The following is a 25,660-nucleotide window of genomic DNA, read 5'->3' as shown; positions in this document are numbered from 1 at the left end:
TTAAAAATTTGTGCAGAATTTACATTAATAATTTATCTATCTCTGATCTTTTTATCCTTGTCATTCTTTCCGACAGATTTACTCCTTTAATCCGACCTGAGTCAATTAGCCTGTAAATAGTTCTAATTGAGCAGTTCAGCAATTGGGCAGCATCTTTGACAGTAAGAATGTCTTTAGCATTTAGCTCTTCAATTGGCCTTATGATGATTTTTTTAGTTTTTTCAATCTGGTTAGATATTTTCTCATTTCGTTTCCGAACCTTGTAAGCACGCTTTGCACAGATATCACCGCAGTACTTTGTGACTGTAGTTTTGGCTGTAAATTCATTTCCACAAAAATTACAAATGGCCTGAAGCCGAATATTAGAGCTCATTAGATGGAATTAATTGAATTTAGATGTAATTAAGTGCCATAATCTCTCCGAAAATTGACTGAAATTTGTACTTCAGCCATCAAGGTACAACTAAGGTACAAAAGGGTACAAAATAAATCACTAGAAACGCAAAACAAATTGAATTATTAAATCATAAAAAAAGGCTCATTTTGAGCCTAATTGTTTGTTTTTGGGTAGTTTCTATTTGTTTACTTTGTGGTAGTTACTTTCCGATACAAAACTTGCTAAAGATATTAGCCAGCAGATCATCGGTAGTAATCTCTCCTGTGATCTCACCTAGGTAATGTAGGGAGCGGCGGATATCCATGGCTACAAAGTCATTGGTGATCTGATCATCTATTCCTCTTAAAATATCCAAAAGGGAATCTCTGGTTTTGATCAGGGAATCGTAATGACGCACATTGGTGACGATGGTGTTTCCGGTTTTGAACTTGTCCAGATTGACCAATTCCAGGATTTTTACTTTTAATCCTTCTAGATTTTCTTTGTTGCCCGCAGAAATAAAAATGGTATCCGGGTATTTTGACTTCAGTTCAGAAACCAATTCAGGATTGGCTTTATCTAGCTTGTTCGCAATTTTCAGAAAGGGAACGCCCAGGTTTTCCAGTTTATTGACATCTCGATTGATCTCCACCAAATCAGTATCTCCCAAATCAAACAAATAAAGGATCAGAGAAGCGGTCTTCATTTTTTCTTGAGTTCTGCTGACGCCAATAGCCTCGATGGTATCGGTAGTTTCCCGTAAACCTGCCGTATCGATGAATCGGAAGATCACTCCGCCAATGTTGATCTCATCTTCAATAAGGTCACGGGTGGTACCCGCAATATCGGAAACGATGGCTTTTTCTTCGTTGAGAAGAGCGTTGAGTAGGGTGGATTTGCCTGCATTGGGTTTTCCGGCGATGACCGTAGGCACGCCGTTTTTGATCACATTTCCCAAGTCAAAGCTTAAAATCAATTCCTCTACCACCCGTAAGAGTCTTTCGACCAATTCTTGCAATTCCGTTCGGCTGGCAAACTCCACATCCTCTTCACCGAAGTCGAGTTCCAATTCGATCATGGAAGCAAAGTGAATAAGCTTCTCTCTCAAAACCTGAATCTCTCCACTAAAGCCGCCTCGCATTTGACTTAAGGCTGCTGAATGACTTGCTTCAGAATCTGCATGAATCAAATCCGCTACCGCTTCGGCCTGAGCCAAATCAAATTGCCCATTTAAGAAGGCACGCTGGGTGAATTCCCCTGCTTTTGCCGGTCGTACTCCCTTTTTAAGGAATAGTTTGATGACTTGATTGATGATATAAGAGGAGCCATGCGTGGAAATTTCCACCACATTCTCCTTGGTAAATGATTTTGGAGCAATAAAAAGTGAAACCAAAACCTCATCTATGACTTTTTCACCGTCACGAATGGTTCCAAAATGAATGGTATGAGAATCTTGTTTTTCCAGGTTTTTCCCAAAAAACACCTCATTGGTCAGCTTAATAGCGTCTTGACCTGATAATCTGATGACAGCAATTGCACCAACTCCCTGGGGTGTTGCCAAGGCGATGATGGTGTCATTCCTTTCTGCAAGGGAAAAACTCATTGACCTCTAAATCCTTTTTTTACGATTAAGCCTAAACCTTCTAAAAATTGATCCGGTTCACGGTATCCTGGAAGTTGAGTGATATTCTTCAAAGTTTCATCGATAATGACAAAATTGGGGTAGGACTGAACTCGCATCACTGCAGCCATTTTGGCTTCAGAATATTCCTTTCCCATAAAATCGAATGTTCTTTCGGTGTCTTCTGCATTCAGTTTGACTGCGTAGAATCGCTCATTGATATAAGAGACCACTTCAGGGTCTTTGAATGTTAAAGCGTCCATTTTTTTACACCATCCACACCAATCAGTATAAACATCTACCAAAAGCATCTTAGGATCTTTCTGATTGGCTGCAACAGCTTCTTCAAATTTCATCCATTCGATCTTTTCCTGTGCTTGCACAGTAATACCAATTAGTACGAAGGATATAAGTAGAATTAGTTTTTTCATAAGGATTTGTCTTCGAGGTCTAAACGACTTTTGGACCTGGGAAGTTCATTGGCAAATTTACTCATTTTCATTTGTAAATCGATTCGGTAAATCTCTTGCCTACAAACAAACCGGATTCTATACTCAAGATAGCTGGTTAGACCTATTAATATATACAGCTTATATCGCAATAAAAATGCCTGATTGTTAAAGAGACATTTTGAGCTTGAGATAAGAGTATCATTGGAGAGATTAAGATTGTTGGATTAAAATGTTTGCCGCCACATCTTTTGACATAAAGAGATTCTTTTTCTGGTCTACCAAAATCTCCAAAGATCCGTCAAATTCCACCTTGTCCATGACCTTGATTCTGGCACCTATGTAGGCCCCGACTTTATCTAAATATTGAAGGAAAGCAGCGGAGCTATCTTTCACTGCAACGATCTGTCCGGACTGCCCAATTTCCATTTCGTTTAATGCTACTCTTGGCCTTGCCTTGACATCCCCAAATTCATCAGGAATGGGGTCACCATGTGGGTCAAATTTTGGGTAATTTAAATAGGCATCCAAACGTTGGATTAATAGGGGAGATTGGATGTGTTCCAACTCCTCCGCTACCTCATGAACTTCATCCCAGGCGAACTGTAATTTGTCCACCAAAAACACTTCCCAAAGGCGGTGTTTCCGGATCGTTCCTAAAGCTATTTTTTTTCCTTCCTCTGTAATATTTACTCCATAATATTTCCTGTATTCGATTACAGCTTTATCACCCAATTTTCTCAACATGTCACTCACGGAGGCAGGCTTAGTTTTGATCTCTGCTGCAATGTCATTTGTGGAAACACTTTTTGTTCCGCCATCGGAGAGGTGGTAAATGGCCTTGAGATAATTCTCTTCTGCTATGGTCAAACTCATATTCATTCAAATTACGAAAAGTTAAAGGTAGAGTTTAAATTAGACATATCTAAATAAATTATAGACAGAGTCTAAAACTCCTGTTGATAACTCAATTTCAGATGTGATTTAGGTTTTAGTCTAGGCTAAAAATAAATTTAGATTAGAGGATAAAATATTGTAAAAATCTATTATTCAATAAGTTGAAATCCTGTTTTGTTGGATTTTTACTTAAGGAATAAGGAAAACAAGAAATGAAAACGAGTTTCCATTTGTAGGAAATGAGTGTAAAAGATAGGGGGGAGGTGGATAACTCTATGTGGATATCCACATGGGTGGAAAAGCTTGTGCTTAAGCCTTGCTTAGCTTGGCAATCAGGTTTTGAAAGGCAACTTTTTGGGAGTTCCAATTTACTTCTTCATCCACTCCATGTTTAAAAAATTGATCCTGGAGTTTTTGAAAGATCACTGATGGGTCATTTTCTTCCTTCGAAAAATCAGTAGTAAATCCAGCATCATAGCTTGAAATAAACTCTTCCCACAGCGTGTTTTTGCTGGAAATAATGGGAGTTCCAAGGGATACAGATTCAAATAATTTAGTGGGCATTTTAGAGGAAATTGCCACCTGATTTTGATATGGGAGAAGGCAGAAATCTGCTGCTTCTATTTGCTCTAAAATCTCCTGATGTGGGATTGGTTTATCCGAAATTTTTAGCTCGATTTGCCTCACTTTTCCAGCTTCAAATGCGATCTTATTTTGATAAGATTTTATCGGGCAATGGCCAATGATTACAAGGCTGGAATTAGGAGAATTTTCCAGTAATTTTTTGAAAAAATGGATTCCTTCCAGCGTTCCAAATACAGGGGAAAGTGTCCCTGAAATCAGGAGTTTGAACTGCTCTTTTTCACGATAATCCAGTGCTGAAACAGCTCTGATTTTACCGGCATATTTATTTTCTAAAATCAAAAATGGAGCCTTGTCAGGCATCTCCTGAGTGTAGCATTTCTCGGCAAAAATGTAATGGTCTATGGCTGATGTATGCTCACAAAATTCAATGATTTTTTTAGCTAATTTCTTTTTTCCGGGAGCTGAATTGGGATTCAAATCCAGGTTTAAAACATAATTTTCCTGTACATCATATATCAGTTGATAGCCTAAGATAGGTTTACAAAAGGAAGCAATGGGTAGGTATTCATAGGTACAACAGATCAACAACTTTGGCCGAACTTTTAATAAGGTTTTAAGAAATCTAAACTGAGAAAATAGCCGGTCTTTTTTAGAGTTGAAATCCCGGATTGATGAAAAAAGCTTTATTCCCAATTGACTTTCCTCGATTTTAGATGAAAATCCTATGATGTTTAGGTCGTATTTATTTGTTTCACGCAGCGAAAAGCAAAGCTTCTCCCAGGCTCTTGTATCTTTGAGGGGTTTTAGGCTTGAAGCAATTAAAACTGGAATTTTAGAATCTGGAAGTTGATCCATAAACGAAACTAATTAAAATAATGGAACTGAAGACCATCATAGAAAATGCTTGGGATAACCGAGAATTATTAAAGGAGAAAGAAACACAAATTGCGATTAAAACGGTTATTGCAGACCTTGATTCAGGTCAAACCAGAGTAGCTGAACCATTACCTGATGGAAATTGGAAAGTGAATGACTGGGTGAAGAAGGCAGTGATTCTATATTTCCCAATTCAAAAGATGCAGACCATTGAAGTAGGTCCATTTGAATTTCATGATAAGATGGCTCTGAAGACCAATTATGCTAAGCAGGGCGTAAGAGTGGTTCCGCATGCAGTAGCCCGATATGGGGCATTTTTAGCCAATGGAGTGGTCATGATGCCAAGTTATGTTAATATTGGCGCTTATGTGGACGGTGGCACGATGGTTGATACCTGGGCTACAGTCGGTTCATGTGCACAAATCGGCAAAAATGTTCATTTAAGTGGTGGAGTAGGTATTGGTGGAGTACTAGAGCCTGTTCAGGCTGCCCCTGTGATTATCGAAGATGGTGCATTTGTGGGTTCTAGAGCGATTATTGTCGAAGGCGTAAGAATCTGTAAAGAAGCAGTGATCGGTGCTGGAGTAACGCTTACAGCAAGCTCCAAGATTATTGATGTGACAGGATCTGAACCCATTGAATACAAAGGAATCGTACCAGAAAGATCTGTGGTGATCCCAGGATCCCTTTCCAAAGAATTTGCTGCTGGAACTTATCAAGTCCCTTGTGCTCTTATTATAGGAAAGAGAAAAGCCTCTACCGACCTTAAAACATCACTAAATGATGCGCTAAGAGAAAATAGTGTAGCAGTATAATAAACAACCAACTATCATGAGAAAACTAAACCAAGTCCTGTTGATGACGGTATTAACTGGGATGTTATGGGCTTGTTCAAAACCGGATCAAAACCCCGGGGATAAGTATTTCAGTTCAGGACAATATGAAGAAGCCATATCAGAGTATACGGCATCTCTAAAGTACTCTCCAAACGATGTGAGGAACCTTTATAATAGAGGAAGAGCCTATGAAGAGAATGGAGATTTTGAAAATGCCAAAAATGATTTCGTAAAAGCGCTGGAGTTGGATCCGAATAATTTTCAGGTGCTTTTAAGCCTGGCAAATTTACACCACAAGGAAAAGAATTATACCAATGCCTTGTTGTATGCCAGCAGAGCAGAAGAGATCTCTGGAGCTCCGGCAATGGCCTCTTTTATCAAGGCAAGAGCCCTACACCAAATGGGTAAGTCTGAAGAAGCCTTGAATTCCTATGCTAATGCCATTAAGAGAGATAAGGAATTTGGTCAAGCTTATTACAACAGAGGTTTATTGAAAGTCGCTATGGGTAATATTGGAAGTTCCTGCGAGGATTTTCAGTTGGCCAGATCTCTGGAATATCCAGGATCACAAGAGGCATTGGATAAGTATTGTAAATAACATAGCCAAGCTACTATTTCGCTTTTGATAAGGAATAGGTTTGACTTAGCTCAGCTTGACAGCATTCAATCCGAAATGCCTGTCAGTTGGAGCGCCTTCCTTCGGTAGTCAAGTAGTCGAGAACTAGTTGAATCAATACAAACTGAGAAGAATGAAGAAGAAATTTCGTACCTAAGCTGAAAACGGAATAGGTTTGACTTCTTTTAAAAGGCTTCGACTCCGCTCAGCCTGACAGAGATCACGATCTTTCAAATATTTCTGATTAGGCTTCGATATACGCTACTCCCGTAGCTTTTTGCTCAGTCTGAGTATAAGGTCAAAAAAATGCTAAAACAGCTCTCTAAGAAATTTGAATAGATAAATAAAAGAGCGTCCCCCAATCGGAGGACGCTCTTTTTTATTCATGGATAGTGAAAATTTCTATTGATGATCATGATCTTCTCTTGGTTGATGATCGCAAAGAAGCTCTGAGGCAAGTCTTCCTGATCCATTACAGGTTTTGCATGCACTTACTTCTTTAAGCTCTCCATGGCAAACAGGGCATTCCAATCTTCCCTGACCATTACATCGGTCGCATTCAAAATATTCCACGATATTGAAGATGTTCTTTTTGGTGATCATCCCTGTACCTGCACATCGACTGCATCCGACCACGCCTTTAGCTTTGCAATAGCTGCATTCCTGTGAAATCTCCTTTTTGCCATCGCAGGTAAAACAAACCTTATAGCGATAGCCTTTTCGATCACATAGTTGGCAAACCTGAATATTTTGAAGGGGTGTTTCCAGCTTTTTTTGCAACTCCTTTGCCCCTTGATAATGGTCACCTTTAAAGCCAGAGAGCTCTAAATATTTATTCAGGAAATTGGCTGAGTTGTCATACTGACCCAAATTAAAGAGCGTTTCAGCGAAATAATAGGGCATTTCTTCAGGTAGTGGAAGGCCTGAGTCAATAAGGTTTCTAAATATTCCATTTGCTGTTTCGTAGTCATTTCGCTCGATCGCAGCAACCGCATTTTTCATCCAGGTATCCGTTTGGCCTAGGTTGGGACCTATCTGTGCCAGTAAAGTCGAGGAAATGGAAAATAGCGCAATAGAAAATAGTAAACGTAGAATAGGAAGGGTGTTTTGGTTCACAGGTTAATTGATCTGTATTTTCCGCAATATAAGACAGTTGGCGTAGCAAGTAAAAGTTAAACTTTACTAAGCGGTTAAATTTCTATTATTTATCAAAAATGGATTTTAGAAGATAAAAATTGTGTTTATTTTAAGGATTAATTAATTACTGGCACTAAATTTTGCTAGGAATTAATATTTCAAATTTTAGTTAATCACTATTACTGTTTAAATCCAAAAGATTATGTCAAAGCCAATTACAATGATCGAAAGTATCGGTCCGGTTATGAAAGAAAAATTAGCAGCTGCAGGAATTTCCTCCGTAGAGGGTTTGCTTGAAAAAGGTGCAACTAAGTCAGGTAGAAAGGCAATTGCAGATGCATCTGGAATTGCTGAAGGTAAAATATTGGATTGGGTAAATATGGCCGATCTTTTTAGAATTGATGGAGTAGGGAGTCAGTTTGCTGAATTGCTTAAAGCGGCAGGAGTTGATACCGTAAAAGAACTTAGAAACCGAAATCCTGCGAATTTACATGCGGCTTTGGTGAAAACTCAAGAGGAAAAAGGTTTAACAAGAGCAGTTCCTGCAGAAAGCCAGGTAGAGAAATACATTGCTCATGCTAAGTCATTAGACCCAGTAGTCACTTATTAAGAAATTTGTAAATACCTTTTTTATTGAAAACCTTTTTGCCCCTGGCAATAAGGTTTTTTTTGTAGTTTAGAATTCTAATCTTTTCCACTATGAGTAACACTGAAGCATTCAAGAGTCAATTAATTGAGGGTCAGACCTATAAAAAGGATTTTATTATCATGGGAACTGGAGTTTTGGAAGGAGAACCTATTCAAAATGCCCAAATAAAAGTTCCTTTAAAAACTATGAATAGGCATGGCTTAATCGCAGGTGCTACAGGTACAGGGAAGACAAAAACACTTCAGGTAATTGCCGAACAGCTTTCTCTCAAAGGGGTTCCTTCCGTACTAATGGATTTAAAAGGTGACCTTTCTGGCTTGGCTCAACCCGGGGAACTCAATGACTTTATTCAAAATAGATCGGATGTTATCGGAGTGGATTATAACCCTATGGGACTTCCGGTAGAGCTTATGTCCATCTCGGATGAGAAAGGAGTGAAGTTAAAAGCCACTGTTTCCGAATTTGGTCCCGTTCTTATTTCTCAAATTCTTGATCTAAATGATACACAGCAAGGGATCATAGCCTTGATTTTTAGGTATTGCGATACAAAGCATTTGCCTTTGGTGGACCTAAAGGATTTAAAAAGAGTCCTTCAATTCATTACCAATGAAGGAAAAGAGCTGATTAAGAAGGAATATGGACAAGTTTCTTCCTCTTCGGTAAACACGATCATGAGAAAGATCATCGAACTTGAGCAACAAGGAGCAGAACGCTTTTTTGGTGAGAGATCTTTTGATGTTCAGGACTTTGTAAGACAAGAGGATGGAAAAGGTGTGATATCAGTGATTAGATTGACTGACATTCAAAGTACTCCTAAGTTATTTTCAACCTTTATGTTGAGTTTACTTTCGGAGATTTATGAGACCTTTCCTGAGCAAGGAGATTCCGATCAACCCAAGCTCTGTTTGTTTATTGATGAGGCCCATTTGGTGTTCTCTACCGCTTCAAAGGATTTACTGGAAAAGATCGAAGCTATCGTCAAATTAATCCGTTCCAAGGGCGTAGGAGTCTATTTTTGTACCCAAACACCCACGGATGTTCCTGAAAGTATTTTAGGTCAATTGGGCTTGAAGGTCCAGCATGCTTTAAGAGCCTTTACTGCAAAGGATCGAAGAGCAATTAAGAAAACAGCAGAAAATTACCCTATTTCTGATTTCTACGATACTGCTGAAGTTCTTACGCAGATGGGAATTGGAGAGGCTTTGGTAACTGCATTAAATGAAAAGGGGATTCCCACGCCTTTGGCACATACCTTAATTCGGGCTCCAATTAGTAGAATGGATATTCTATCAAAATCAGAAATAGATGCCCTGGTGAATCAATCTGTTTTGGTGCCAAAATACAATGAGGATATTGACAAGGAAAGTGCTTTTGAGATGCTGGAGCAAAAACTTCAGGAAGTAGAGAAAGCACAAGAAAAATCCACCTTACCAAAACCCAATATTCCTAAACCTAGAACCAGGGTTAAAGAAGAAGCATCTTTGTTTGAAGAGCTCAGTAAAAACACGATGGTCAGACAATTAGGGCGGACTATATTTAGGGAATTGACCAGAGGTATACTAGGTTCGTTTACTGGTAGAAGAAGATAGTAATAAAAGTCTGTAAATAAATGAGTTATAAGGTTTGAATATTGGAGTAATAGGTGGGGGAGCTGCAGGTTTTTTTGCTGCTATTCAGGCAAGCCAGCAAGGCAATACAGTTACTATATTTGAGAAGTCACCCAAGCTATTATCAAAAGTAAAAATATCCGGAGGCGGGAGATGTAATGTAACTCACCGTCCCATGGAAATTTCCAAATTGGTGAAAAATTACCCCCGAGGTGAAAAGTTTCTTAAGAAGGTTTTTCGACACTTTAAGAGCGAAGACACCATTCAATGGTTTGAATCTCGTTCAGTTCCCTTAAAGATTGAGCAGGACGGACGCATGTTTCCGGTGTCTGATAATTCACAGTCTATTATAGATGCACTTCTGAAGGAGGCCAATAAGTTGGGCATTCAAATTCTAAAAAGTAACGGCATTCAAAGTATCCAGGTCAAGGGAAGTGGTTTTCTATTAATTTCTGACAAAGGAAATTTTGCGATGGATAAACTAATCGTCGCTGGAGGAGGTCATCCTAAGGTTGAGGGATATGGATTTTTAAAAGGCTTAAAACATACCATAGCCTCACCCATTCCATCCTTATTCACTTTTAATACGCCTCAAGAACCTATTTTGAAACTGATGGGAGTGTCTATGCCTATGGCGCATGTCAAGATTGAGGGTACTAAATTAAATTATCAAGGACCTTTGTTGATTACACATTGGGGGATATCAGGGCCAGCAGTGTTGAAACTTTCAGCCTTCGGTGCGAATTGGCTATATGAACAGCAGTATCAGGCCAAGGCAATCATCAATTGGAATGTGAATTTCAATGAAATTAGCTATTTGGATCATCTAAAAAGTTATGCACTTAACCATCCGCATAGGATGGTTCAAAAAAACACCCTTTTTGACATTCCGGGGCGATTATGGGAGCATTTATGCGAAAAATCAGAGATAAAATCGGATCAGACGTACAATCATTTAGGTAAAAAGCAGATTAATAAATTGGTACAGAATCTTTTTTGCTATATTTTGACCATGAAAGGTAAAACAACCTTTAAAGAGGAATTTGTCACAGCTGGCGGAATTCCCCTTAACGAGGTCAATGCCAATACCATGGAAAGTATTTATCACCCGAACTTATACTTTGCTGGAGAAATCTTAAATGTTGATGGCATCACAGGAGGATTTAACTTCCAAGCTGCTTGGTCTACCGGATATCTTGCCGGTGTGTCATCCAAACAAAACAGCCTATGATTCAATTGTACGCAGATTTAAAGCAAAAAATACTTGAAATTGCAGAGGGAGACGAGGATTTTTACAAGGAATTGACTCAGGCGATTTATAATGGCTTGATTGAGTTAAAAGAAGTTTATTCTCAAGGTGCCAATGAGAAGGACGACTTAAAGATTCAACAGATACGCCATAAGGTGAAACCTACCTTGATGATGTTTGAATTTCAGACGCTTATAGATGAGTTGCAGCTTGGAAAAGAGATCATAGAGTCGGTAGGCTTTAATCATGAGTTTTACGCACATTTAGAAAAATTCAACAATTCATTGGAAGATGCGATAGCAAACACCAAGTTATTGCTGGAATAAAAAAAGGAGCAGCACTTGCCACTCCGATTTCCCCAAAAATTACCTTATGAAGATGATGCCAAAAGTAGCTGGTAAATTTTCTGCCGGGGTTAACTCAATATGAACTTTCCGTAAAAGAATAAATTCTATTCTTATGCCAATAATACCCTCTACTTATCCTGGCCCCCCAGCATTTTTAATAAATGGCCATTTAGAGACCATTATCCCGAGTTTATTTAGGAAGGTGGAAGGAGTGAATTACCAGCGTCAAAAGATCGATACGCCAGATGGTGATTTTTTAAATTTAGATTGGTCCAAAGTAGGGAGTTCAAAGCTCTTGATCATTTCCCATGGATTAGAAGGAGACTCCGAAAGGCATTATGCCAGAGGTTTGGTTAAGCTGTTTAACCAAAATCAAATCGATGTTTTGGTTTGGAACAATAGAACCTGTGGGGGCGAGATCAATAATCTTCCCATTTTATATCATCATGGCGCATCGTATGATTTAGAGGCTGTGGTGGATTTTGTTCTCAAAAATGATGATTATCAAGAAATTTACCTTTCTGGTATCAGTATGGGAGGTGCCCAGACGCTCAAATATCTGGGTGAAAAAGGGGAGAGGATTTCTGAAAAAATAAAAAAAGCAGCGGTCTATTCTACACCTTGTAATTTGCCTTCCAGTGCTGCTACTTTAAAATTGAAATCTAATATTTTTTATAAAAAGAGATTTCTAGGAAAGCTGAAGAAAAAGATGGCTTTAAAAGCGGTACAATTCCCTGAGCTAGTGGATTTAAACCTACTGGAGTCCGTGGAAGATTTTGATGCTTTTGATACCCAGTTTACCGCTAAAATTCATGGTTTTAAGGATGCTTCTGACTTTTATCAAACAGTAAGTGCCGATAATTGGATGGAGGATATCCATGTCCCTACCTTGATAATTAATGCCTTAAATGATCCATTATTAGGGCCTGAATGTTACCCCATAGAATTGGCTGAGAGGAAATCGCAGATTTATCTGGAAATGCCCAAAAGAGGAGGTCATACGGGCTTTGCATGGAGAGGCCATGAATTTACTTGGGCTGAATATCGGCTTTTGGAGTTCCTTACTAGTGAAAACTAATTGGGGAATTATTAGTTTTAAGCATTAATCAAATTAATCTAGTCGATGAGGACCCTATTTTTAGCAAGTGCATTCCTATTAATTTCCCTGACAGCGCTATCCATATATTTCTGGGGACTGGGATATATATTTTTGGGAATATTATTGGTGTTTTTTCTGATTGGCTTGTACGATATCCTTCAAAAGAAACATGCGATTCTCCGTAATTTCCCAATCGTTGGGCATTTCAGATACATGTTTGAAGCAATTTCTCCAGAAATCCAGCAATATTTTATTGAGAGTAATACGGATGGAAGACCTTTTAGTAGAAACTTAAGGTCCTTGGTTTATAGAAGAGCTAAAAGCGTCAATGATACTCACCCCTTTGGAACACAAAGGGATATAGACGGGGAAAATTACATGGCTTTGAGACATTCAATATATGCTGTTCAGCCTCTAAAAGAAGAGCCTAGAATTACCATAGGAAGTGAAGCTTGTAAACATCCTTATTCGGCCTCCATATTTAATATTTCAGCTATGAGCTTTGGTTCCTTGAGCTCTAATGCCATTTTAGCTTTGAGCAAAGGGGCAAAAAAAGGGAATTTTTATCATAATACAGGTGAAGGAGGAATTAGTCATCACCATAGAGATGGAGGGGGTGATTTGGTTTGGCAAATCGGGACTGGTTACTTTGGCTGCAGGGATCAGCATGGGAACTTTGATGAGGAAAAGTTTAAAGAAAAATCTAGGTGGCCTGAGGTAAAAATGATAGAAATCAAACTCTCGCAAGGTGCTAAACCAGGGCATGGTGGTGTGCTTCCAGGAGTAAAGAATACAGCCGAAATCGCAGAGATCAGAGGTGTGGAACAAGGGACTACCATTTTATCTCCTCCAGCACATACCGCTTTTGATGGTCCCAAAGGCCTGGTAGAATTTGTAGGGAAGCTTAGAGAACTTTCTGGCGGAAAGCCCATAGGATTTAAACTATGCGTGGGTAGAACAGAGGAATTTGTGAATCTCTGTAAAGAAATGGTGGCACTTCATATTTGGCCTGATTTCATCACGGTGGATGGGGCCGAAGGAGGAACAGGAGCAGCACCTTTGGAGTTTTCTGATAGTGTAGGCTTACCTTTGGAACCCGCATTGATTTTTGTCAATGGTACTCTTGAAAAATATCACCTGAGAGAGCATATCAAAGTGATCGCCTCGGGTAAAGCCATCTCAGCTTTTTCCATTATTAAAAATATAGCCATGGGAGCCGATATTTGTAATTCCGCCAGAGGTTTTATGTTTAGCTTGGGATGTATTCAGGCGTTGCGCTGTAATACCAATGAATGCCCTACAGGAGTTGCCACCCAAAAGGGAAATTTAGTCAAAGGCTTAGTGGTTACCGATAAGGCCGAAAGAGTCTATAATTTCCATAAAAATACCGTCCATGCTGTTCAGGAATTACTCGGAGCAACAGGCCATACACATACCGAGGAAATCAGTATACATGATCTCGTCAAAGGGGATGAAATGGTGAAGCTTGCCAACCGATATTTCCCTGATACTGTGAATACTCAGGTGTAACTTAAGAAAAACGCTTTAAGGCCATTTCAGCAACAGTTCCTCCAATGGAAAGTGAGCTTGTTGCCGCTGGAGAAGGGGCATTTAGAACGTTTATGGCATGAGCTGATTCACGTATAGCAAAGTCATCCAATAAACCCCCTGTTCTGTCGCAAGCTTGGGCTCTGACACCTGCACCGCCATCAGTCAAATCTGATTCTTGAATTTCTGGGATAAGTTCCTGAAGAGCTTTGGTAAAGGATGCTTTGGAAAAGGATCTATACATCTCTCCAAAGCCTGTTTTCCAATATTTGGCAGCAACTTTTTGAAATCCTGGCCAAGCCAAACTTTCTGCTAATTCCGATAGATTGATTTGAGATTTCTTATATCCTTCTCTTCGAAAAGCCAATACAGCATTGGGGCCTGCTTCTACTCCTCCTTTCATCATGCGTGTAAAGTGCACGCCTAGAAATGGAAAATTCGGATCAGGAACAGGGTAAATAAGGTTTTTAACCAAGTATTCTTTCTCCTCTTTAAGCTTGTAGTATTCTCCTCTGAAAGGAATGATTTTAACATCCAATGGCTCGCTTTCATTCATCTGAGCGACCTTATCAGAATAGAGTCCAGCACAATTAATTACTAATTTAGATTGAAATTCTCCTTTTGAAGTTTCAATTAAATTGATTCCATTTAAATTACTAGAGCTTAATACCTTATGATTTAAAAAAATCTCTCCATCTTGTTGAATGATTTTTCTTCCATAGGCAAGCGCTACCTGAAAATAATCGACTATTCCTGTTTGAGGAACGTGAATAGCAGCTACTCCCACACAGTGTGGTTCATACTGCTTCAGTTCTTCTAAGCTTATGGGTCTGGTTCCTTCCAAACCATTTTGAAGACCTCTTTCCAAGAGATTGTTCAACAATGGCTTTTGTTCTTCTTTGGTGGCCACGACAACTTTGCCAGTGATCTCAAAGGGGATTTTTTCCTCCTCACAAAATTTAACCAACTCATGATACCCATTAATGCAATTGGTTGCTTTAAGGGATCCAGGTTTATAATAGAGACCCGAATGGATGACTCCGCTATTATTACCCGTTTGGTGTTTGGCTAGTTGATCTTCCTTTTCAAGAATGGCAATTTTCAATGCAGGATTTGATTGCTGAATTTTCAGGCCGGTGGCAAGCCCTACGATTCCACCTCCTACAATGATGATGTCGTAAATCATGTTGTTCAATTTTGTACCCCAAATATACAAGCGTAAAATCCTTTTTCATGAATCTTCGTATGAATCAAAATCTGATTTATTAGTAAAATTTAGCTGAGTAGGGCTTAATACCTCAAGCATTGGATTTATCTTGCAGCTGATTTTGTGATGGCTAGAACCAACCTATGACCCGAACCTTTCTGTTTATTTTTGCATTTTTCTGTTTTACAGAGGCTACAGCTCAGTTTATTATTGAAGGGAAAGTGACTGATGCTGAGACAGGTGACCCAATTCCATTTGCTTCTGTACTAGTTAAGGGTACCACTCAAGGGATGAATACTGATTTTGAAGGGAATTATTCCTTGAATGTAAAATCACTTTCGGATAGCCTTGTGGTAAGTTATATAGGGTATTTGACCTTAGCTAAACCCTTAGAAAAACAAGCGGAGCAAACCATCAATTTTCAATTGAGGCCTTCTGATTTACAATTAGAGGCATTTGTTTTTGAAGCTGGAGAAAACCCGGCATTTGATATTATTAGAAAGGCCGTAGCCAAGAAGGAAGACTTTGATAAGCGGAGCTTAATGGCTTATGAGACAAACAATTATACTAAAATAGAAATTGATATTGATCATGTTTCTGAAGAATTTGCACTGCGAAAATCAGTGCAAAAAGTGACTTCAGTTTTAGATAGTATCAAGCAGTTAACCAATGATGAAGGCGAGAAAATCCTCCCGGTTTTTTTCTCCGAAACCCTTTCTAAATTTTATTACCGAAACAACCCTGAGCTCAGAAAAGAAATAGTAGAAAAATCTCGGGTGACAGGAGTGGGGATTACTGATGGATCCACCACATCACAAATCACAGGTTCGGTTTTTCAGGAATATAACTTTTACAAAAATTGGCTGACTATCCTGGAAAAGGATTTTGTTTCACCAATTGCTGAAGGTTGGAAAGCTTATTACGATTACGACCTGCTGGATTCAGTTTTAGTTGGTCAGGATAGTTGCTACAAACTTCAGGTTTATCCACGTAGAGAGCAGGATTTAGCCTTTGCTGGGACGATATGGATCAATAAAGAAACTTATGCTTTAAAGCAGGTAGACTTGACCATACCCAAGGAAGTTAACTTGAATTTTGTGGAAAGGATTAAAATTCAACAGGAGTTATTACCTACTTCGGCAGGACCTCTGATCCCAAAAAAGAGCAGGATTTTAATAAAAATTGGCCAGGTAACACCGAAAACGGCGGGTATGTTGGCGAAATTCTATACTTCCTCAGATAGTGTCAGATTAGAAGAAGCCAAACCAACATCCTTTTTTAACCAATCAGTAGTTTTAAAAGAGGACTTCAATACCGGAACAGAAGAGTTTTGGATACAAAATCGACAAGACCCTTTGAGTTCGGAGGAACTTGCGGTCCTTCAAATGGTCGATACACTGAAAAAAATCCCGATTGTTCGCTTTTTTTCTGAGGGATTGAAATTCTTTGCCACAGGCTATTTAAAACATGGAAAGGTAGATGTAGGACCCTGGCCAGGCTTTTTTAATTACAATAATGTAGAAGGAGTTCGTCTGGGGATGGGTTTTAGAACCAACCTTGATTTTAGTAATAAATGGTTGTTAAAGGCCTATGGAGCCTATGGTTTTAAGGATGATCGATTTAAATATTCGGCTTCTGTGACCAGAATATTGGATAGAGTTCATTGGTCTACGGTCAGTATTTCCACACAAAAAGAAATCGATCAGGTGGGATTGGAAATATCCAGTTTGGAGGGAAATAGTATATTCTTAGCAGCGAGTCGCTTTGGTACTCTGAGACGACCCTATTTGACAACTAATCATAAATTAAACTTTCAAAGGGAGATCTTCAAAGGCTTCCTTTTCAATGCTTCAGGTACTTATGCTAAGTTTGATCCGCTTTATGATTTCTATTTCTTAGACAAGGATACACGAGATTATAGATCCAAATTTGAGACGCTTGAGGCCAGATTCTCTGTTCGCTACGGAAGAGATGAAATTATTATTATCAATGATAATGAGCGGGTGTCTTTTGGTCCGGCAAAATGGCCTATTGTACAAGTGGATTATGCCAGAGGTTTTAATGCTCTTGGAGGAGACTTGAGTTATGATAAACTGAAGTTTTACTTGTATCAGCGCTTAAATATGGGGATGCTGGGTGTTTCCAGGTATGAATTGGACGCAGGAAAAATATTTGGAGAAGTTCCTTATCCTATATTTAAGAATCATTTGGGAAATGAAACACTTTTTTATACCACGGCTGCTTTCAACACGATGAACTTCAATGAGTTTGCTTCGGACCAGTATGTTAGTTTGAGGTATAGGCACTTTTTTGAGGGGTTCTTACTGAATAAAATTCCATTGATTAAGAAATTAAAGTGGAGAGGAGTGGCAAATGCCAATGTGTTATTTGGTTCGGTCAGGGATGCGAACATCAGCAATGTGCCTGATATGGATCCAGATGGAAATCCTTTGGAGACCTTTGGACGCTTAGATCCTCAAAAACCCTATGTGGAATTGGGTTATGGGATAGAAAATATTTTTAAGTTTTTTAGAGTTGACTTCTTTCACAGAATGACCTACCTGGATAGCCCTGAAGCCAAGCCTTTTGCGGTAAAAATCAGTGCTCAGATAATTCTTTAGTTAAATTTTGGGATAATTTACTGGTTCACCTATTTTTATAGGATGAAGAAATCTGCATTTTTTTTACAGCTAGTATTAATTCTCCCCCTCTTTTCTTGTTCTAAGTCTGAGAAAAGTGAAATTAAAGAATCAAATGAAGGACTGGAAATCATCAAAATAGACCTCTCTGAAGCCAGAGAAGGGAAACTTTCGGAATTTTTTGAGCCAGAAATCGAATATATCTGGCTAAAAGATGATTCAGAGGATGCCCAATTAAGCGGTGGATTACCCAAGATTATTTTTCATGAAGATAAAATCCTGACCTTGGATATTTTTGGCTGCCATTGTATCAAGATCTTTGATAAATCAGGTCAATACCTCACAAAAATACGAGCCTATGGGGAAGGGCCTGAAAAATACCTAGATTTTGATGATGCTCAAATTGTAAATAATGAATTGCTATTAATGGGAGTTTACCCTCCAAAATTGATGTGGTTTTCTTTGGATGGAGATTTTTTGAGAGAAGAAAAACTTAAACAACATATTGGATCGGGGGTATATTCGGAGAAAGACCTTCGCTATTATTTTTATTCACCATTTATAGGTCCAGAAGAATATTTTCTTACTAGTGTCAACAAATCCTTCCAAGATACATTAAGATACTTTCCTTATGAATTGGATGGATACTATGGAGGATTTCCTAGCAGAAATAACTTTATAATTAGCGATGAGATCTATTTAGGAAGACCATTTAATGATACTATTTTGAAATTGTCGGAGGGACAATTTGAACCTAAATTGTTTTTAGATTATGGTTCTTATAAACAAAGTCTCGATGAATTAAAAAGTAATAAAGTAAATCTATCTCCACCAGAAGAATTGGAATTTATCAATAAGAAGGCAAAGCTTTATTTTATTCCACACGCTTGGTTTATTAACAGTTCACTTTTTCATTCTGGTTTTAAGTATGAACAGGAAAGTTATAATGTGTTTTACAATAGAAAAACCGGTGAAACGAGTGTAGTAGGAAGAACGATTGAGAATGATATAGATGCTGGATTTGATCCATTCGGGTTTACCTACAATTTTGGAATGGATAAAGTTGGAATAAAAATCTCTGGCAAAGATCTATATGAAATCTTAGAAAAAAAGAAGAAAGAGCTAGGCCAAGAAGACTTCGAAGCGTATGTGAAAGGCAAAGGAAAAAACTTTGCGCAAGCAGCATTTGAAGCCAAGAATTCCGAAAATCCGGTGCTTATTATTTATACTCCAAAGAAATAAGGGTTCTTTTCAGGATTCCTTTCCCATAAATTTTTCCTTTGCAGGTGCTCTTTGCATATTTGCAGCTTAAACCATTTGCCTGTTTGTATGGGCAGAGAATAATTACACATGTCACAACAAATTAAAATTACTCTTCCGGATGGCTCCGAAAGAATGTATGAAAAAGGAACAACCGGTCTACAGATTGCTGCCAGTATCAGCGAGGGTTTAGCCAGGAACGTTCTAGCCGCAAAAGTCAATGATCAAGTTTGGGATGCAACTCGCCCCATTCAGGATGATGCAAATGTTCAACTTTTAACCTGGAATGATGGAGAAGGAAAAAATACTTTCTGGCATTCCTCAGCCCACCTTTTAGCTGAAGCTTTAGAGGCGCTTCATCCGGGAATTAAATTTGGTATAGGACCGCCAATCGAAACGGGTTTTTACTACGATGTGGATTTTGGAGAAAAAACCTTGGATGGTTCTGAGCTAGAAGCCATTGAGAAGAAAATGGTGGAGCTTGCAAGAGAAAAGAATGAGTATATCCGAAAAGATATTTCTAAGAGCGATGCTGTAGCTTATTACCAAGAAAAAGGGGATGAGTACAAGTTAGACCTTTTGGAAGGGCTGGAAGATGGTTCCATCACTTTTTACGAGCAAGGAAATTTCGTAGACCTATGTAGAGGTCCACATATCCCAAATACAGGATTTATCAAGGCCGTGAAGCTGACCAATATTGCTGGTGCTTATTGGAGAGGGGATGAAAACCGTAAAATGCTTACCCGTATTTATGGGGTGACTTTCCCGAAGGCCAAAGAGCTCAAAGAGTATTTGGAGATGATCGAAGAAGCCAAAAAGCGTGACCATAGGAAACTAGGTCGTGAGCTGGAGCTTTTTACATTTTCAGAGAAAGTAGGCATGGGCTTGCCATTATGGCTTCCAAAAGGAACTTTATTGCGTGAGCGTTTAGTCAACTTCTTAAAGAAAGCACAGGATAAAGCAGGCTATCAACAAGTGATTACTCCACATATTGGTCATAAAGTTTTGTATGAAACTTCGGGTCACTATGAGAAGTATGGTAAGGATTCTTTTCAACCGATTACTACTCCACATGAAGGGGAGGAGTTTTTGTTGAAACCGATGAACTGCCCTCATCACTGTGAGATTTATAAGCATAAGCCTCATTCCTATAAGGAGTTACCGATTCGCTACGCAGAATTTGGAACCGTGTATAGATATGAGCAAAGTGGAGAATTACATGGATTGACCCGTGTTCGAGGCTTTACTCAAGATGATGCACATATTTTCTGTAGACCCGATCAGGTTAAAGAAGAATTTATCAAGGTAATTGATTTGGTACTGTATGTATTTAAGGCTTTAGGCTTTGATGACTTTACAGCACAGATTTCTTTAAGAGATCCTGAAAACCCCGAAAAATACATTGGAGGTGATGAAGCTTGGGACAAAGCAGAATCAGCCATTATTGAAGCAGCCGCTGAAAAGGGTTTGGATACGGTAACTGAACTTGGAGAAGCAGCCTTTTATGGTCCTAAATTGGACTTTATGGTAAAGGATGCTTTGGGTAGAAAATGGCAGTTGGGAACTATACAGGTGGATTATCAGTTGCCTGAAAGGTTCCAGTTGGAATATATTGGATCGGATAATCAGAAGCATAGACCGGTGATGATTCACCGAGCTCCGTTTGGTTCATTGGAACGATTTGTTGCGGTATTAATCGAGCACTGTGCGGGTAATTTCCCATTGTGGTTGTCACCAGAACAAATAAATATTCTGCCAATTTCTGAGAAATTCGTAGATTATGCCGAAGAAATCAAAGGGATTCTTGATGAAGCAGGAATTTCTGGTTCAATAGATAACCGAGATGAGAAAATTGGAAGAAAAATCCGTGACTCTGAGGTTAAAAAAGTACCATTTATGTTGATCGTGGGAGAAAAAGAGAAAGAAGAGCGTAAACTTTCTGTTAGAAAACATGGTCAAGGAGATCTAGGTAACTTCTCTCCAGAGGAGTTTATAAACTATTTTGAAGGAATTATTTCTGAGTCTTTAAGTAGGTCATAAAACACTAATTAATTGATACTATTTTTCTTAATTAGAAATTATTCCGATATTTGCACGCAATTTCACAAAAACAACCTAAACAAATTTGAGAAACAACAGACAACCCTATAGAGGTCGGCAAGAAGAACCTTATAAAGTAAACCAGAAAATTAGAGCTCGGGAAGTGAGAGTGGTCGGAGAGCATGTAGAAGGCGGAAATGCCCTCATGGCTACCGATAAAGCAATCAGACTAGCTCAAGAAAATGACCTGGATCTTGTGGAAATTTCTCCGAATGTTGATCCTCCAGTTTGTAAGATTCTAGATTACGCGAAGTTTAAGTACGAGCAGAAAAAGAAACAAAAAGAGATCAAAGCAAACGCAGCGAAGGTTGTTTTGAAGGAAATAAGATTCGGACCTAATACCGATGATCATGACTTTAACTTTAAAGTGAAGCATGCAATCAACTTTCTGAAGGAAGGCGCAAAAGTGAAAGCTTATGTGCATTTCGTGGGACGTACGATCGTCTTTAAAGAAAGAGGAGAGATGCTTCTTTTGAAATTTGCTCAAGCTTTGGAAGAATACGGAGCAGTAGAGCAGCTTCCAAAAATGGAAGGAAAGCGAATGAACATCTTTGTGGCACCGAAAGCAGGAAAAAAATAATTTCAACTAAATACAAACAGCAAAATGCCAAAAGTAAAAACCAAATCCAGTGCAAAGAAGAGGTTCGCTTTAACGGGAACCGGTAAAATCAAAAGGAAACACGCTTTCAAAAGCCACATCCTTACGAAGAAAGCTACCAAAAGGAAAAATAACCTGACCAAAACTGGTCTAGTTCATGAGTCCGATGAAGGTAGAGTAAGAGACATGTTGAGAATCTGATTCTCTGCAGTCGCTTAAAAATTAATTAATTAAGGTTTATTTATTCACCAGACACTTTGGTACAAAAGACGCTGATCAATCAGTGCACCAAGCGTCAAAAAACAAAAAACTATGCCTAGATCAGTAAACGCGGTAGCGTCAAGAGCAAGAAGAAAAAAAGTGCTAAAGGCCACGAGAGGTTATTTCGGAAGAGGTAGCAACGTATGGACTGTAGCCAAAAACAAATACGAGAAAGGACTTCAGTACGCATACAGAGACAGAAAGCAGAAGAAAAGAGAATTCAGAGCTTTGTGGATTCAGCGTATTAACGCAGGTGCAAGAGAGCACGGCGTATCTTATTCTCAATTAATGGGTCTTTTGAAGAAAGGCGGAGTTGAGCTTAACCGTAAGGTTTTGGCTGACTTGGCAATGAATCACCCATCGGCATTCAAAGCTGTAGTTGAAAGTGTAAAATAAGGTTGCACTGCCTTGTTTTAGTTAAAGCCTTCCCACTCGGGAAGGCTTTTTTGTTTTCAATTGGATTTGGAATTTTTACTATCTTATTCCCTGATCCAATTAATTAGCAGTCAACCCAATTTTACGATGAAAGTCCTTCAAATCGCCTTTTTCTTCCTTATTGTTCTTTCATCTCATTTTTCATTTTGCCAAGTCAAAAAATATGATCGATTCGAAGAGGAATTTCAGAGTGACAAAACTTATGAAAACCCCTTATACGATGTTTCGGAGTTTGATGTAAAATTTATTTCCCCTTCTGGGCGTGAACAAGTAGTTCGGGGTTTTTGGGATGGTGGCAGCACTTGGAGAGTTCGTTTTATGCCTGATGAAATCGGTACTTGGCAATTTTCAACCTCCGCATCTGATAAAAATAATACTGGTTTGAATGGTGTCAAGGGCTCATTTAACTGTATAGAGAATGACAGCCCTCTTAATTTATTCCAAAAAGGTAATATCATTCATACCAAAGGTACTTACCACTTAAGTTATGCCGATGGAACTCCGTTTTTCTGGACAGCATGCACTGCCTGGAATGGGGCTTTAAAATCCACTGATGAAGAGTGGGATTATTATCTTAACCATCGAGTAGAAAATAATTACAATACGATTCAGTTGGTAACTACTCAATGGAGAGGAGGAACAAAAAATAGCGAAGGAGAGGTAGCATTTACCGGTTCAGGAAAAATATCCCTTAACCCTGAGTTTTTTGATCGTATTGATCAAAAGATTGAGGAGGCCAATGCCAAAGGGCTTTTAGTTTCTCCTGTAGTTTTATGGGCACTTCCTTTCGGCCAGGGAACTGAATATAGCCCAGGATATTATTTACCTATTCGTGAGGCTGTAATACTTGCCAAATACATTGTCGCAAGGTACCAGGGAAATCATGTGCTATGGACTTTAGGAGGAGATGGTAAATACTATGGTGATTTGGAAGATCGATGGAAATCGATAGGTTCTCAAGTATTTGGTGATGGAAAACACCAAGGATTAGTAACCTTACATCCCCATGGTTTAAGTTGGATCGGGGATATCTATGAAAACCAGGATTGGTACGATGTGATCACTTATCAATCTTCCCATAGTAATTCAGAAAATACGGTTAATTGGATCAATAAAGGTCCTATTGCAAAACAGTGGGATAATCTTCGCCCAATGCCATTGATCAACACAGAGCCGAATTACGAGGAAATATTTTTTAGGATAACTGCTAAGGACGTAAGAAATGCTTCCTATTGGAGTGTTTTTGCGGCTCCTCCATCGGGAATTACCTATGGAGCCAATGGAATTTGGCCTTGGCTGAGAGAAGGGGAAGACATAGAAAATCATGAATCTGCCATAGGCACACATTCTTGGAAACAAAGTTTGGACTTTGAAGGCAGCAAGCAAATTGGCTATTTGAATGAATTTATTAATCAATTTGACTGGTGGAATTTCAAACCAGCAAATGACTTATTGGTAGACCAACCCGGAGATGAAAAGTTTGATCAATTCGTCTCGGTAGTTTCTAATGAGGAAAAGTCCAAAATCCTGATTTACTCACCTGTAAAACAACCGTTTAAACTTTTTAATATTAATGGGAATACGTATCAGCTTCGTTGGTTCAATCCTATTGACAACACCTATATGGAGGGCAATTTAAGTCCAAAGGATCCTATTCTAGAATTTGAAAACCCTTTAGATCAAGATATGGTGTTGGTTTTGGAGAGGAAAGAATAAAAATTCTCTGAACTGTTATAAGGAATCAAGTCTAGAATAATTTCACAATTCCATAAATAGATACCAAGCCAATAGAAAGTACGCTTAGCCAAAACATGACTTTTGATAAAATTCCTGATGCCAGGTTTAATTTGGCATTTTTTAATCGAAAATGGATTCCTGCGTAAACCACCAATAAAAGTAAGACGGATCCGACTACACCACCGAAGATTACCATCAGCGTAGGTAGTTTGACAAAAGCAAAGGCTAAGGACCAAAGAATGGGGAGAGACCAAGCCAAAATAGCAACCCATTTACCTCTTGTTTTTCGATCTGAATAGTTGATCCATCCCATTTGACCAAATATATCAGGCAGTAACCTAGTCCAATAGGCTAATGTGGCGAATACACTGGAAAACAGCACAAAAAAAGCACCTATGGTATAGGCAATACTGACTTCTTCACCCATAGTTTTGGTATAAATATTAGCCAGAGTGGCGATCAGTTCGTTTCCATTGGGGATTGCTTCTCTTCCGTACAATATGGAAGCTCCCAAAAGGTAAAAGGCAGCTGTTACAATGGTATATATGATCATTGCTACAATCGCGTCGAGATACATGATTTTTATCCAGCCATTTGCTCGGTTTCTCCATTCAGGGCTTCCATCATTTTTACCAGTAAATTTTGCATAGCCCTTTTCTTGGCACCAGTAGGTATAAGCTATGATTTCATCACTTGCTACTCCTGTGATTCCAAATGCACCAATCGCTACAAATATCAATTCACTGGGTAATTCAAAAGTCAGCCCACTGAAGATATCAGAGATCGAGAAACCAAAGGGACTAAAATTTACAGCAATGACTGAGGCAATGGTGAAAATGGTGAAGCTCACTACAAGAAACATGGATGTTCGCTCAACTACCTTGTAATAGTTTTTATAGATCAATAAGCTAGTGATTGCTCCTAAGATGAAAGAAAGTAGGAAAGCTGAAAATTCTGGGAATAGCATACTCAATGCGATTGCTGCTCCACCTATCATTCCTCCGAGTTGAATGATTTTAAAAAGTGTCAGGAAAAATGTAGTCCAAACTGCCCAGTTTTTGGGTCCTTTCAAGTTGGAGAATGAAACCATCAAAGGTTTGCCGGAAATGATCGCATTCTTACCGAACTCCAATTGAATCGCTACTTTGACTAGGCAGCTAACGATAATAACCCAGAAAGTGGTGAAGCCACCTTTAGCTCCCAATACAGTGGTGGCAATTAATTCTCCTGAACCTACGATAGAAGCTGATAGGATAAATCCAGGTCCTAGAAATTTTAATTTATCAAGAAAGAGGGTAGGAGGATTCTTTATTTTGGGCGAAGTCATTAACTAAAAATAAGGAAAAAAAACTCCTCTGAACAATAGTCAATGAATGTTTAGGAAATAGGTTAAAAGGAAAAGGCTTCCATTTCTGAAAGCTCCACGATGGTAATCGGAATAGCGAGTCCCGATAATTACCGGGAGGGAGTTGAACCTGCCTACGGCAGGTAGGCCCGTGTCCGCCGCGCCTGTGCGCTGTGGCGTAGCGGA

23 protein-coding genes are annotated in these 25,660 nt (G+C 38.9%); 15 read left to right on the top strand and 8 right to left on the bottom strand.

The window, feature by feature from the left end; all coding sequences use genetic code 11:
• Positions 1–19: 19 nt before the first annotated feature.
• The 5 genes from ALPR1_RS11880 to ALPR1_RS11860 all read right to left on the bottom strand — a co-directional run bounded on the left by ALPR1_RS11880 (position 20) and on the right by ALPR1_RS11860 (position 4,783).
• Positions 20–373 (bottom strand): helix-turn-helix domain-containing protein, encoded by a 354-nt coding sequence (locus ALPR1_RS11880; RefSeq protein WP_008200978.1) that lies wholly within the window; start codon positions 371–373, stop codon positions 20–22.
• Positions 374–596: 223 nt separating this feature from the next.
• Positions 597–1,979, bottom strand: coding sequence for a tRNA uridine-5-carboxymethylaminomethyl(34) synthesis GTPase MnmE (mnmE, locus tag ALPR1_RS11875; protein WP_008200977.1), 1,383 nt, complete (start codon positions 1,977–1,979; stop codon positions 597–599).
• Positions 1,976–2,428, bottom strand: coding sequence for a thioredoxin family protein (locus tag ALPR1_RS11870; protein WP_008200976.1), 453 nt, complete (start codon positions 2,426–2,428; stop codon positions 1,976–1,978). The genes mnmE and ALPR1_RS11870 overlap by 4 nt, the downstream gene beginning before the upstream one ends.
• A 231-nt stretch (positions 2,429–2,659) precedes the next feature.
• A complete protein-coding gene (locus ALPR1_RS11865) occupies positions 2,660–3,322 on the bottom strand; it encodes a metal-dependent transcriptional regulator (protein ID WP_008200975.1) in 663 nt (220 codons plus the stop codon).
• A 330-nt stretch (positions 3,323–3,652) separates the two neighbouring features.
• Entirely contained in the window at positions 3,653–4,783 is a 1,131-nt protein-coding gene (locus ALPR1_RS11860) for a glycosyltransferase (protein ID WP_008200974.1), read from the bottom strand.
• Positions 4,784–4,803: 20 nt separating this feature from the next.
• Between ALPR1_RS11860 and ALPR1_RS11855 the strand changes: the two genes are divergently transcribed.
• A complete protein-coding gene (locus ALPR1_RS11855; RefSeq protein WP_008200973.1) occupies positions 4,804–5,619 on the top strand; it encodes a 2,3,4,5-tetrahydropyridine-2,6-dicarboxylate N-succinyltransferase in 816 nt (271 codons plus the stop codon).
• A gap of 16 nt (positions 5,620–5,635) precedes the next feature.
• Complete coding sequence (locus ALPR1_RS11850; RefSeq protein ID WP_008200971.1) at positions 5,636–6,238, top strand: tetratricopeptide repeat protein; 603 nt, start codon at positions 5,636–5,638, stop codon at positions 6,236–6,238.
• Between the two features lie 420 nt (positions 6,239–6,658).
• On the opposite strand, the gene ALPR1_RS11845 is transcribed toward ALPR1_RS11850, so the two are convergent.
• Positions 6,659–7,372 (bottom strand): outer membrane protein assembly factor BamD, encoded by a 714-nt coding sequence (locus ALPR1_RS11845; protein WP_008200968.1) that lies wholly within the window; start codon positions 7,370–7,372, stop codon positions 6,659–6,661.
• Between the two features lie 223 nt (positions 7,373–7,595).
• Between ALPR1_RS11845 and ALPR1_RS11840 the strand changes: the two genes are divergently transcribed.
• The 6 genes from ALPR1_RS11840 to ALPR1_RS11815 all read left to right on the top strand — a co-directional run bounded on the left by ALPR1_RS11840 (position 7,596) and on the right by ALPR1_RS11815 (position 13,874).
• The gene (locus ALPR1_RS11840; protein ID WP_008200966.1) at positions 7,596–8,003 is read left to right on the top strand and encodes a DUF4332 domain-containing protein; all 408 of its coding nucleotides are present in this window, start codon (positions 7,596–7,598) and stop codon (positions 8,001–8,003) included.
• An 89-nt stretch (positions 8,004–8,092) separates the two neighbouring features.
• Positions 8,093–9,631 carry a helicase HerA-like domain-containing protein gene (locus ALPR1_RS11835; RefSeq protein ID WP_008200965.1) on the top strand — a complete coding sequence of 513 codons (1,539 nt, stop codon included), beginning with the start codon at positions 8,093–8,095 and terminating at the stop codon, positions 9,629–9,631.
• Between the two features lie 34 nt (positions 9,632–9,665).
• On the top strand, positions 9,666–10,880 hold the full coding sequence (locus ALPR1_RS11830) for a BaiN/RdsA family NAD(P)/FAD-dependent oxidoreductase (RefSeq protein ID WP_008200964.1): 1,215 nt from the start codon (positions 9,666–9,668) through the stop codon (positions 10,878–10,880).
• Complete coding sequence (locus ALPR1_RS11825) at positions 10,877–11,224, top strand: hypothetical protein (protein ID WP_008200963.1); 348 nt, start codon at positions 10,877–10,879, stop codon at positions 11,222–11,224. The genes ALPR1_RS11830 and ALPR1_RS11825 overlap by 4 nt, the downstream gene beginning before the upstream one ends.
• A 133-nt stretch (positions 11,225–11,357) precedes the next feature.
• Positions 11,358–12,323, top strand: coding sequence for a YheT family hydrolase (locus tag ALPR1_RS11820; RefSeq protein WP_008200962.1), 966 nt, complete (start codon positions 11,358–11,360; stop codon positions 12,321–12,323).
• A 45-nt stretch (positions 12,324–12,368) separates the two neighbouring features.
• Positions 12,369–13,874 (top strand): FMN-binding glutamate synthase family protein, encoded by a 1,506-nt coding sequence (locus ALPR1_RS11815; RefSeq protein WP_008200961.1) that lies wholly within the window; start codon positions 12,369–12,371, stop codon positions 13,872–13,874.
• Position 13,875: 1 nt separating this feature from the next.
• On the opposite strand, the gene lhgO is transcribed toward ALPR1_RS11815, so the two are convergent.
• The gene (gene lhgO, locus ALPR1_RS11810; RefSeq protein WP_008200960.1) at positions 13,876–15,078 is read right to left on the bottom strand and encodes an L-2-hydroxyglutarate oxidase; all 1,203 of its coding nucleotides are present in this window, start codon (positions 15,076–15,078) and stop codon (positions 13,876–13,878) included.
• A gap of 164 nt (positions 15,079–15,242) precedes the next feature.
• On the opposite strand from lhgO, the gene ALPR1_RS11805 reads away from it, so the two are divergent.
• The 7 genes from ALPR1_RS11805 to ALPR1_RS11775 all read left to right on the top strand — a co-directional run bounded on the left by ALPR1_RS11805 (position 15,243) and on the right by ALPR1_RS11775 (position 24,108).
• Positions 15,243–17,720 (top strand): DUF5686 and carboxypeptidase-like regulatory domain-containing protein, encoded by a 2,478-nt coding sequence (locus ALPR1_RS11805; RefSeq protein ID WP_008200959.1) that lies wholly within the window; start codon positions 15,243–15,245, stop codon positions 17,718–17,720.
• Between the two features lie 42 nt (positions 17,721–17,762).
• Complete coding sequence (locus ALPR1_RS11800) at positions 17,763–18,980, top strand: 6-bladed beta-propeller (protein ID WP_008200957.1); 1,218 nt, start codon at positions 17,763–17,765, stop codon at positions 18,978–18,980.
• A gap of 108 nt (positions 18,981–19,088) precedes the next feature.
• Entirely contained in the window at positions 19,089–21,038 is a 1,950-nt protein-coding gene (gene thrS, locus ALPR1_RS11795) for a threonine--tRNA ligase (protein WP_008200954.1), read from the top strand.
• Positions 21,039–21,123: 85 nt separating this feature from the next.
• A complete protein-coding gene (gene infC / locus ALPR1_RS11790) occupies positions 21,124–21,678 on the top strand; it encodes a translation initiation factor IF-3 (RefSeq protein ID WP_008200953.1) in 555 nt (184 codons plus the stop codon).
• 24 nt (positions 21,679–21,702) lie between these two features.
• Positions 21,703–21,897, top strand: coding sequence for a 50S ribosomal protein L35 (rpmI, locus tag ALPR1_RS11785; RefSeq protein ID WP_008200951.1), 195 nt, complete (start codon positions 21,703–21,705; stop codon positions 21,895–21,897).
• A 111-nt stretch (positions 21,898–22,008) separates the two neighbouring features.
• Positions 22,009–22,353 carry a 50S ribosomal protein L20 gene (gene rplT, locus ALPR1_RS11780; protein WP_008200949.1) on the top strand — a complete coding sequence of 115 codons (345 nt, stop codon included), beginning with the start codon at positions 22,009–22,011 and terminating at the stop codon, positions 22,351–22,353.
• A gap of 126 nt (positions 22,354–22,479) precedes the next feature.
• Complete coding sequence (locus ALPR1_RS11775) at positions 22,480–24,108, top strand: apiosidase-like domain-containing protein (RefSeq protein ID WP_008200948.1); 1,629 nt, start codon at positions 22,480–22,482, stop codon at positions 24,106–24,108.
• Between the two features lie 31 nt (positions 24,109–24,139).
• On the opposite strand, the gene ALPR1_RS11770 is transcribed toward ALPR1_RS11775, so the two are convergent.
• Entirely contained in the window at positions 24,140–25,456 is a 1,317-nt protein-coding gene (locus ALPR1_RS11770; RefSeq protein WP_008200947.1) for an Nramp family divalent metal transporter, read from the bottom strand.
• Positions 25,457–25,660: the final 204 nt, after the last annotated feature.

Source organism: Algoriphagus machipongonensis, from assembly GCF_000166275.1.
In the GTDB taxonomy this organism is placed as follows: Bacteria; Bacteroidota; Bacteroidia; order Cytophagales; family Cyclobacteriaceae; genus Algoriphagus; species Algoriphagus machipongonensis.
The sequence above is the reverse complement of the archived record's forward strand: the minus strand, read 5'-3'. Positions and strand labels throughout refer to the sequence as shown.

Bases quoted from the DNA above. Each gene is read 5' to 3' on its own strand.
- ALPR1_RS11880 (WP_008200978.1), bottom strand. From the start codon at position 373: ATGAGCTCTAATATTCGGCTTCAGGCCATTTGTAATTTTTGTGGAAAT.
- mnmE (WP_008200977.1), bottom strand. From the start codon at position 1,979: ATGAGTTTTTCCCTTGCAGAAAGGAATGACACCATCATCGCCTTGGCA.
- ALPR1_RS11870 (WP_008200976.1), bottom strand. From the start codon at position 2,428: ATGAAAAAACTAATTCTACTTATATCCTTCGTACTAATTGGTATTACT.
- ALPR1_RS11865 (WP_008200975.1), bottom strand. From the start codon at position 3,322: ATGAGTTTGACCATAGCAGAAGAGAATTATCTCAAGGCCATTTACCAC.
- ALPR1_RS11860 (WP_008200974.1), bottom strand. From the start codon at position 4,783: ATGGATCAACTTCCAGATTCTAAAATTCCAGTTTTAATTGCTTCAAGC.
- ALPR1_RS11855 (WP_008200973.1), top strand. From the start codon at position 4,804: ATGGAACTGAAGACCATCATAGAAAATGCTTGGGATAACCGAGAATTA.
- ALPR1_RS11850 (WP_008200971.1), top strand. From the start codon at position 5,636: ATGAGAAAACTAAACCAAGTCCTGTTGATGACGGTATTAACTGGGATG.
- ALPR1_RS11840 (WP_008200966.1), top strand. From the start codon at position 7,596: ATGTCAAAGCCAATTACAATGATCGAAAGTATCGGTCCGGTTATGAAA.
- ALPR1_RS11835 (WP_008200965.1), top strand. From the start codon at position 8,093: ATGAGTAACACTGAAGCATTCAAGAGTCAATTAATTGAGGGTCAGACC.
- ALPR1_RS11825 (WP_008200963.1), top strand. From the start codon at position 10,877: ATGATTCAATTGTACGCAGATTTAAAGCAAAAAATACTTGAAATTGCA.
- ALPR1_RS11820 (WP_008200962.1), top strand. From the start codon at position 11,358: ATGCCAATAATACCCTCTACTTATCCTGGCCCCCCAGCATTTTTAATA.
- ALPR1_RS11815 (WP_008200961.1), top strand. From the start codon at position 12,369: ATGAGGACCCTATTTTTAGCAAGTGCATTCCTATTAATTTCCCTGACA.
- lhgO (WP_008200960.1), bottom strand. From the start codon at position 15,078: ATGATTTACGACATCATCATTGTAGGAGGTGGAATCGTAGGGCTTGCC.
- ALPR1_RS11805 (WP_008200959.1), top strand. From the start codon at position 15,243: ATGACCCGAACCTTTCTGTTTATTTTTGCATTTTTCTGTTTTACAGAG.
- ALPR1_RS11800 (WP_008200957.1), top strand. From the start codon at position 17,763: ATGAAGAAATCTGCATTTTTTTTACAGCTAGTATTAATTCTCCCCCTC.
- thrS (WP_008200954.1), top strand. From the start codon at position 19,089: ATGTCACAACAAATTAAAATTACTCTTCCGGATGGCTCCGAAAGAATG.
- rpmI (WP_008200951.1), top strand. From the start codon at position 21,703: ATGCCAAAAGTAAAAACCAAATCCAGTGCAAAGAAGAGGTTCGCTTTA.
- rplT (WP_008200949.1), top strand. From the start codon at position 22,009: ATGCCTAGATCAGTAAACGCGGTAGCGTCAAGAGCAAGAAGAAAAAAA.
- ALPR1_RS11775 (WP_008200948.1), top strand. From the start codon at position 22,480: ATGAAAGTCCTTCAAATCGCCTTTTTCTTCCTTATTGTTCTTTCATCT.
- ALPR1_RS11770 (WP_008200947.1), bottom strand. From the start codon at position 25,456: ATGACTTCGCCCAAAATAAAGAATCCTCCTACCCTCTTTCTTGATAAA.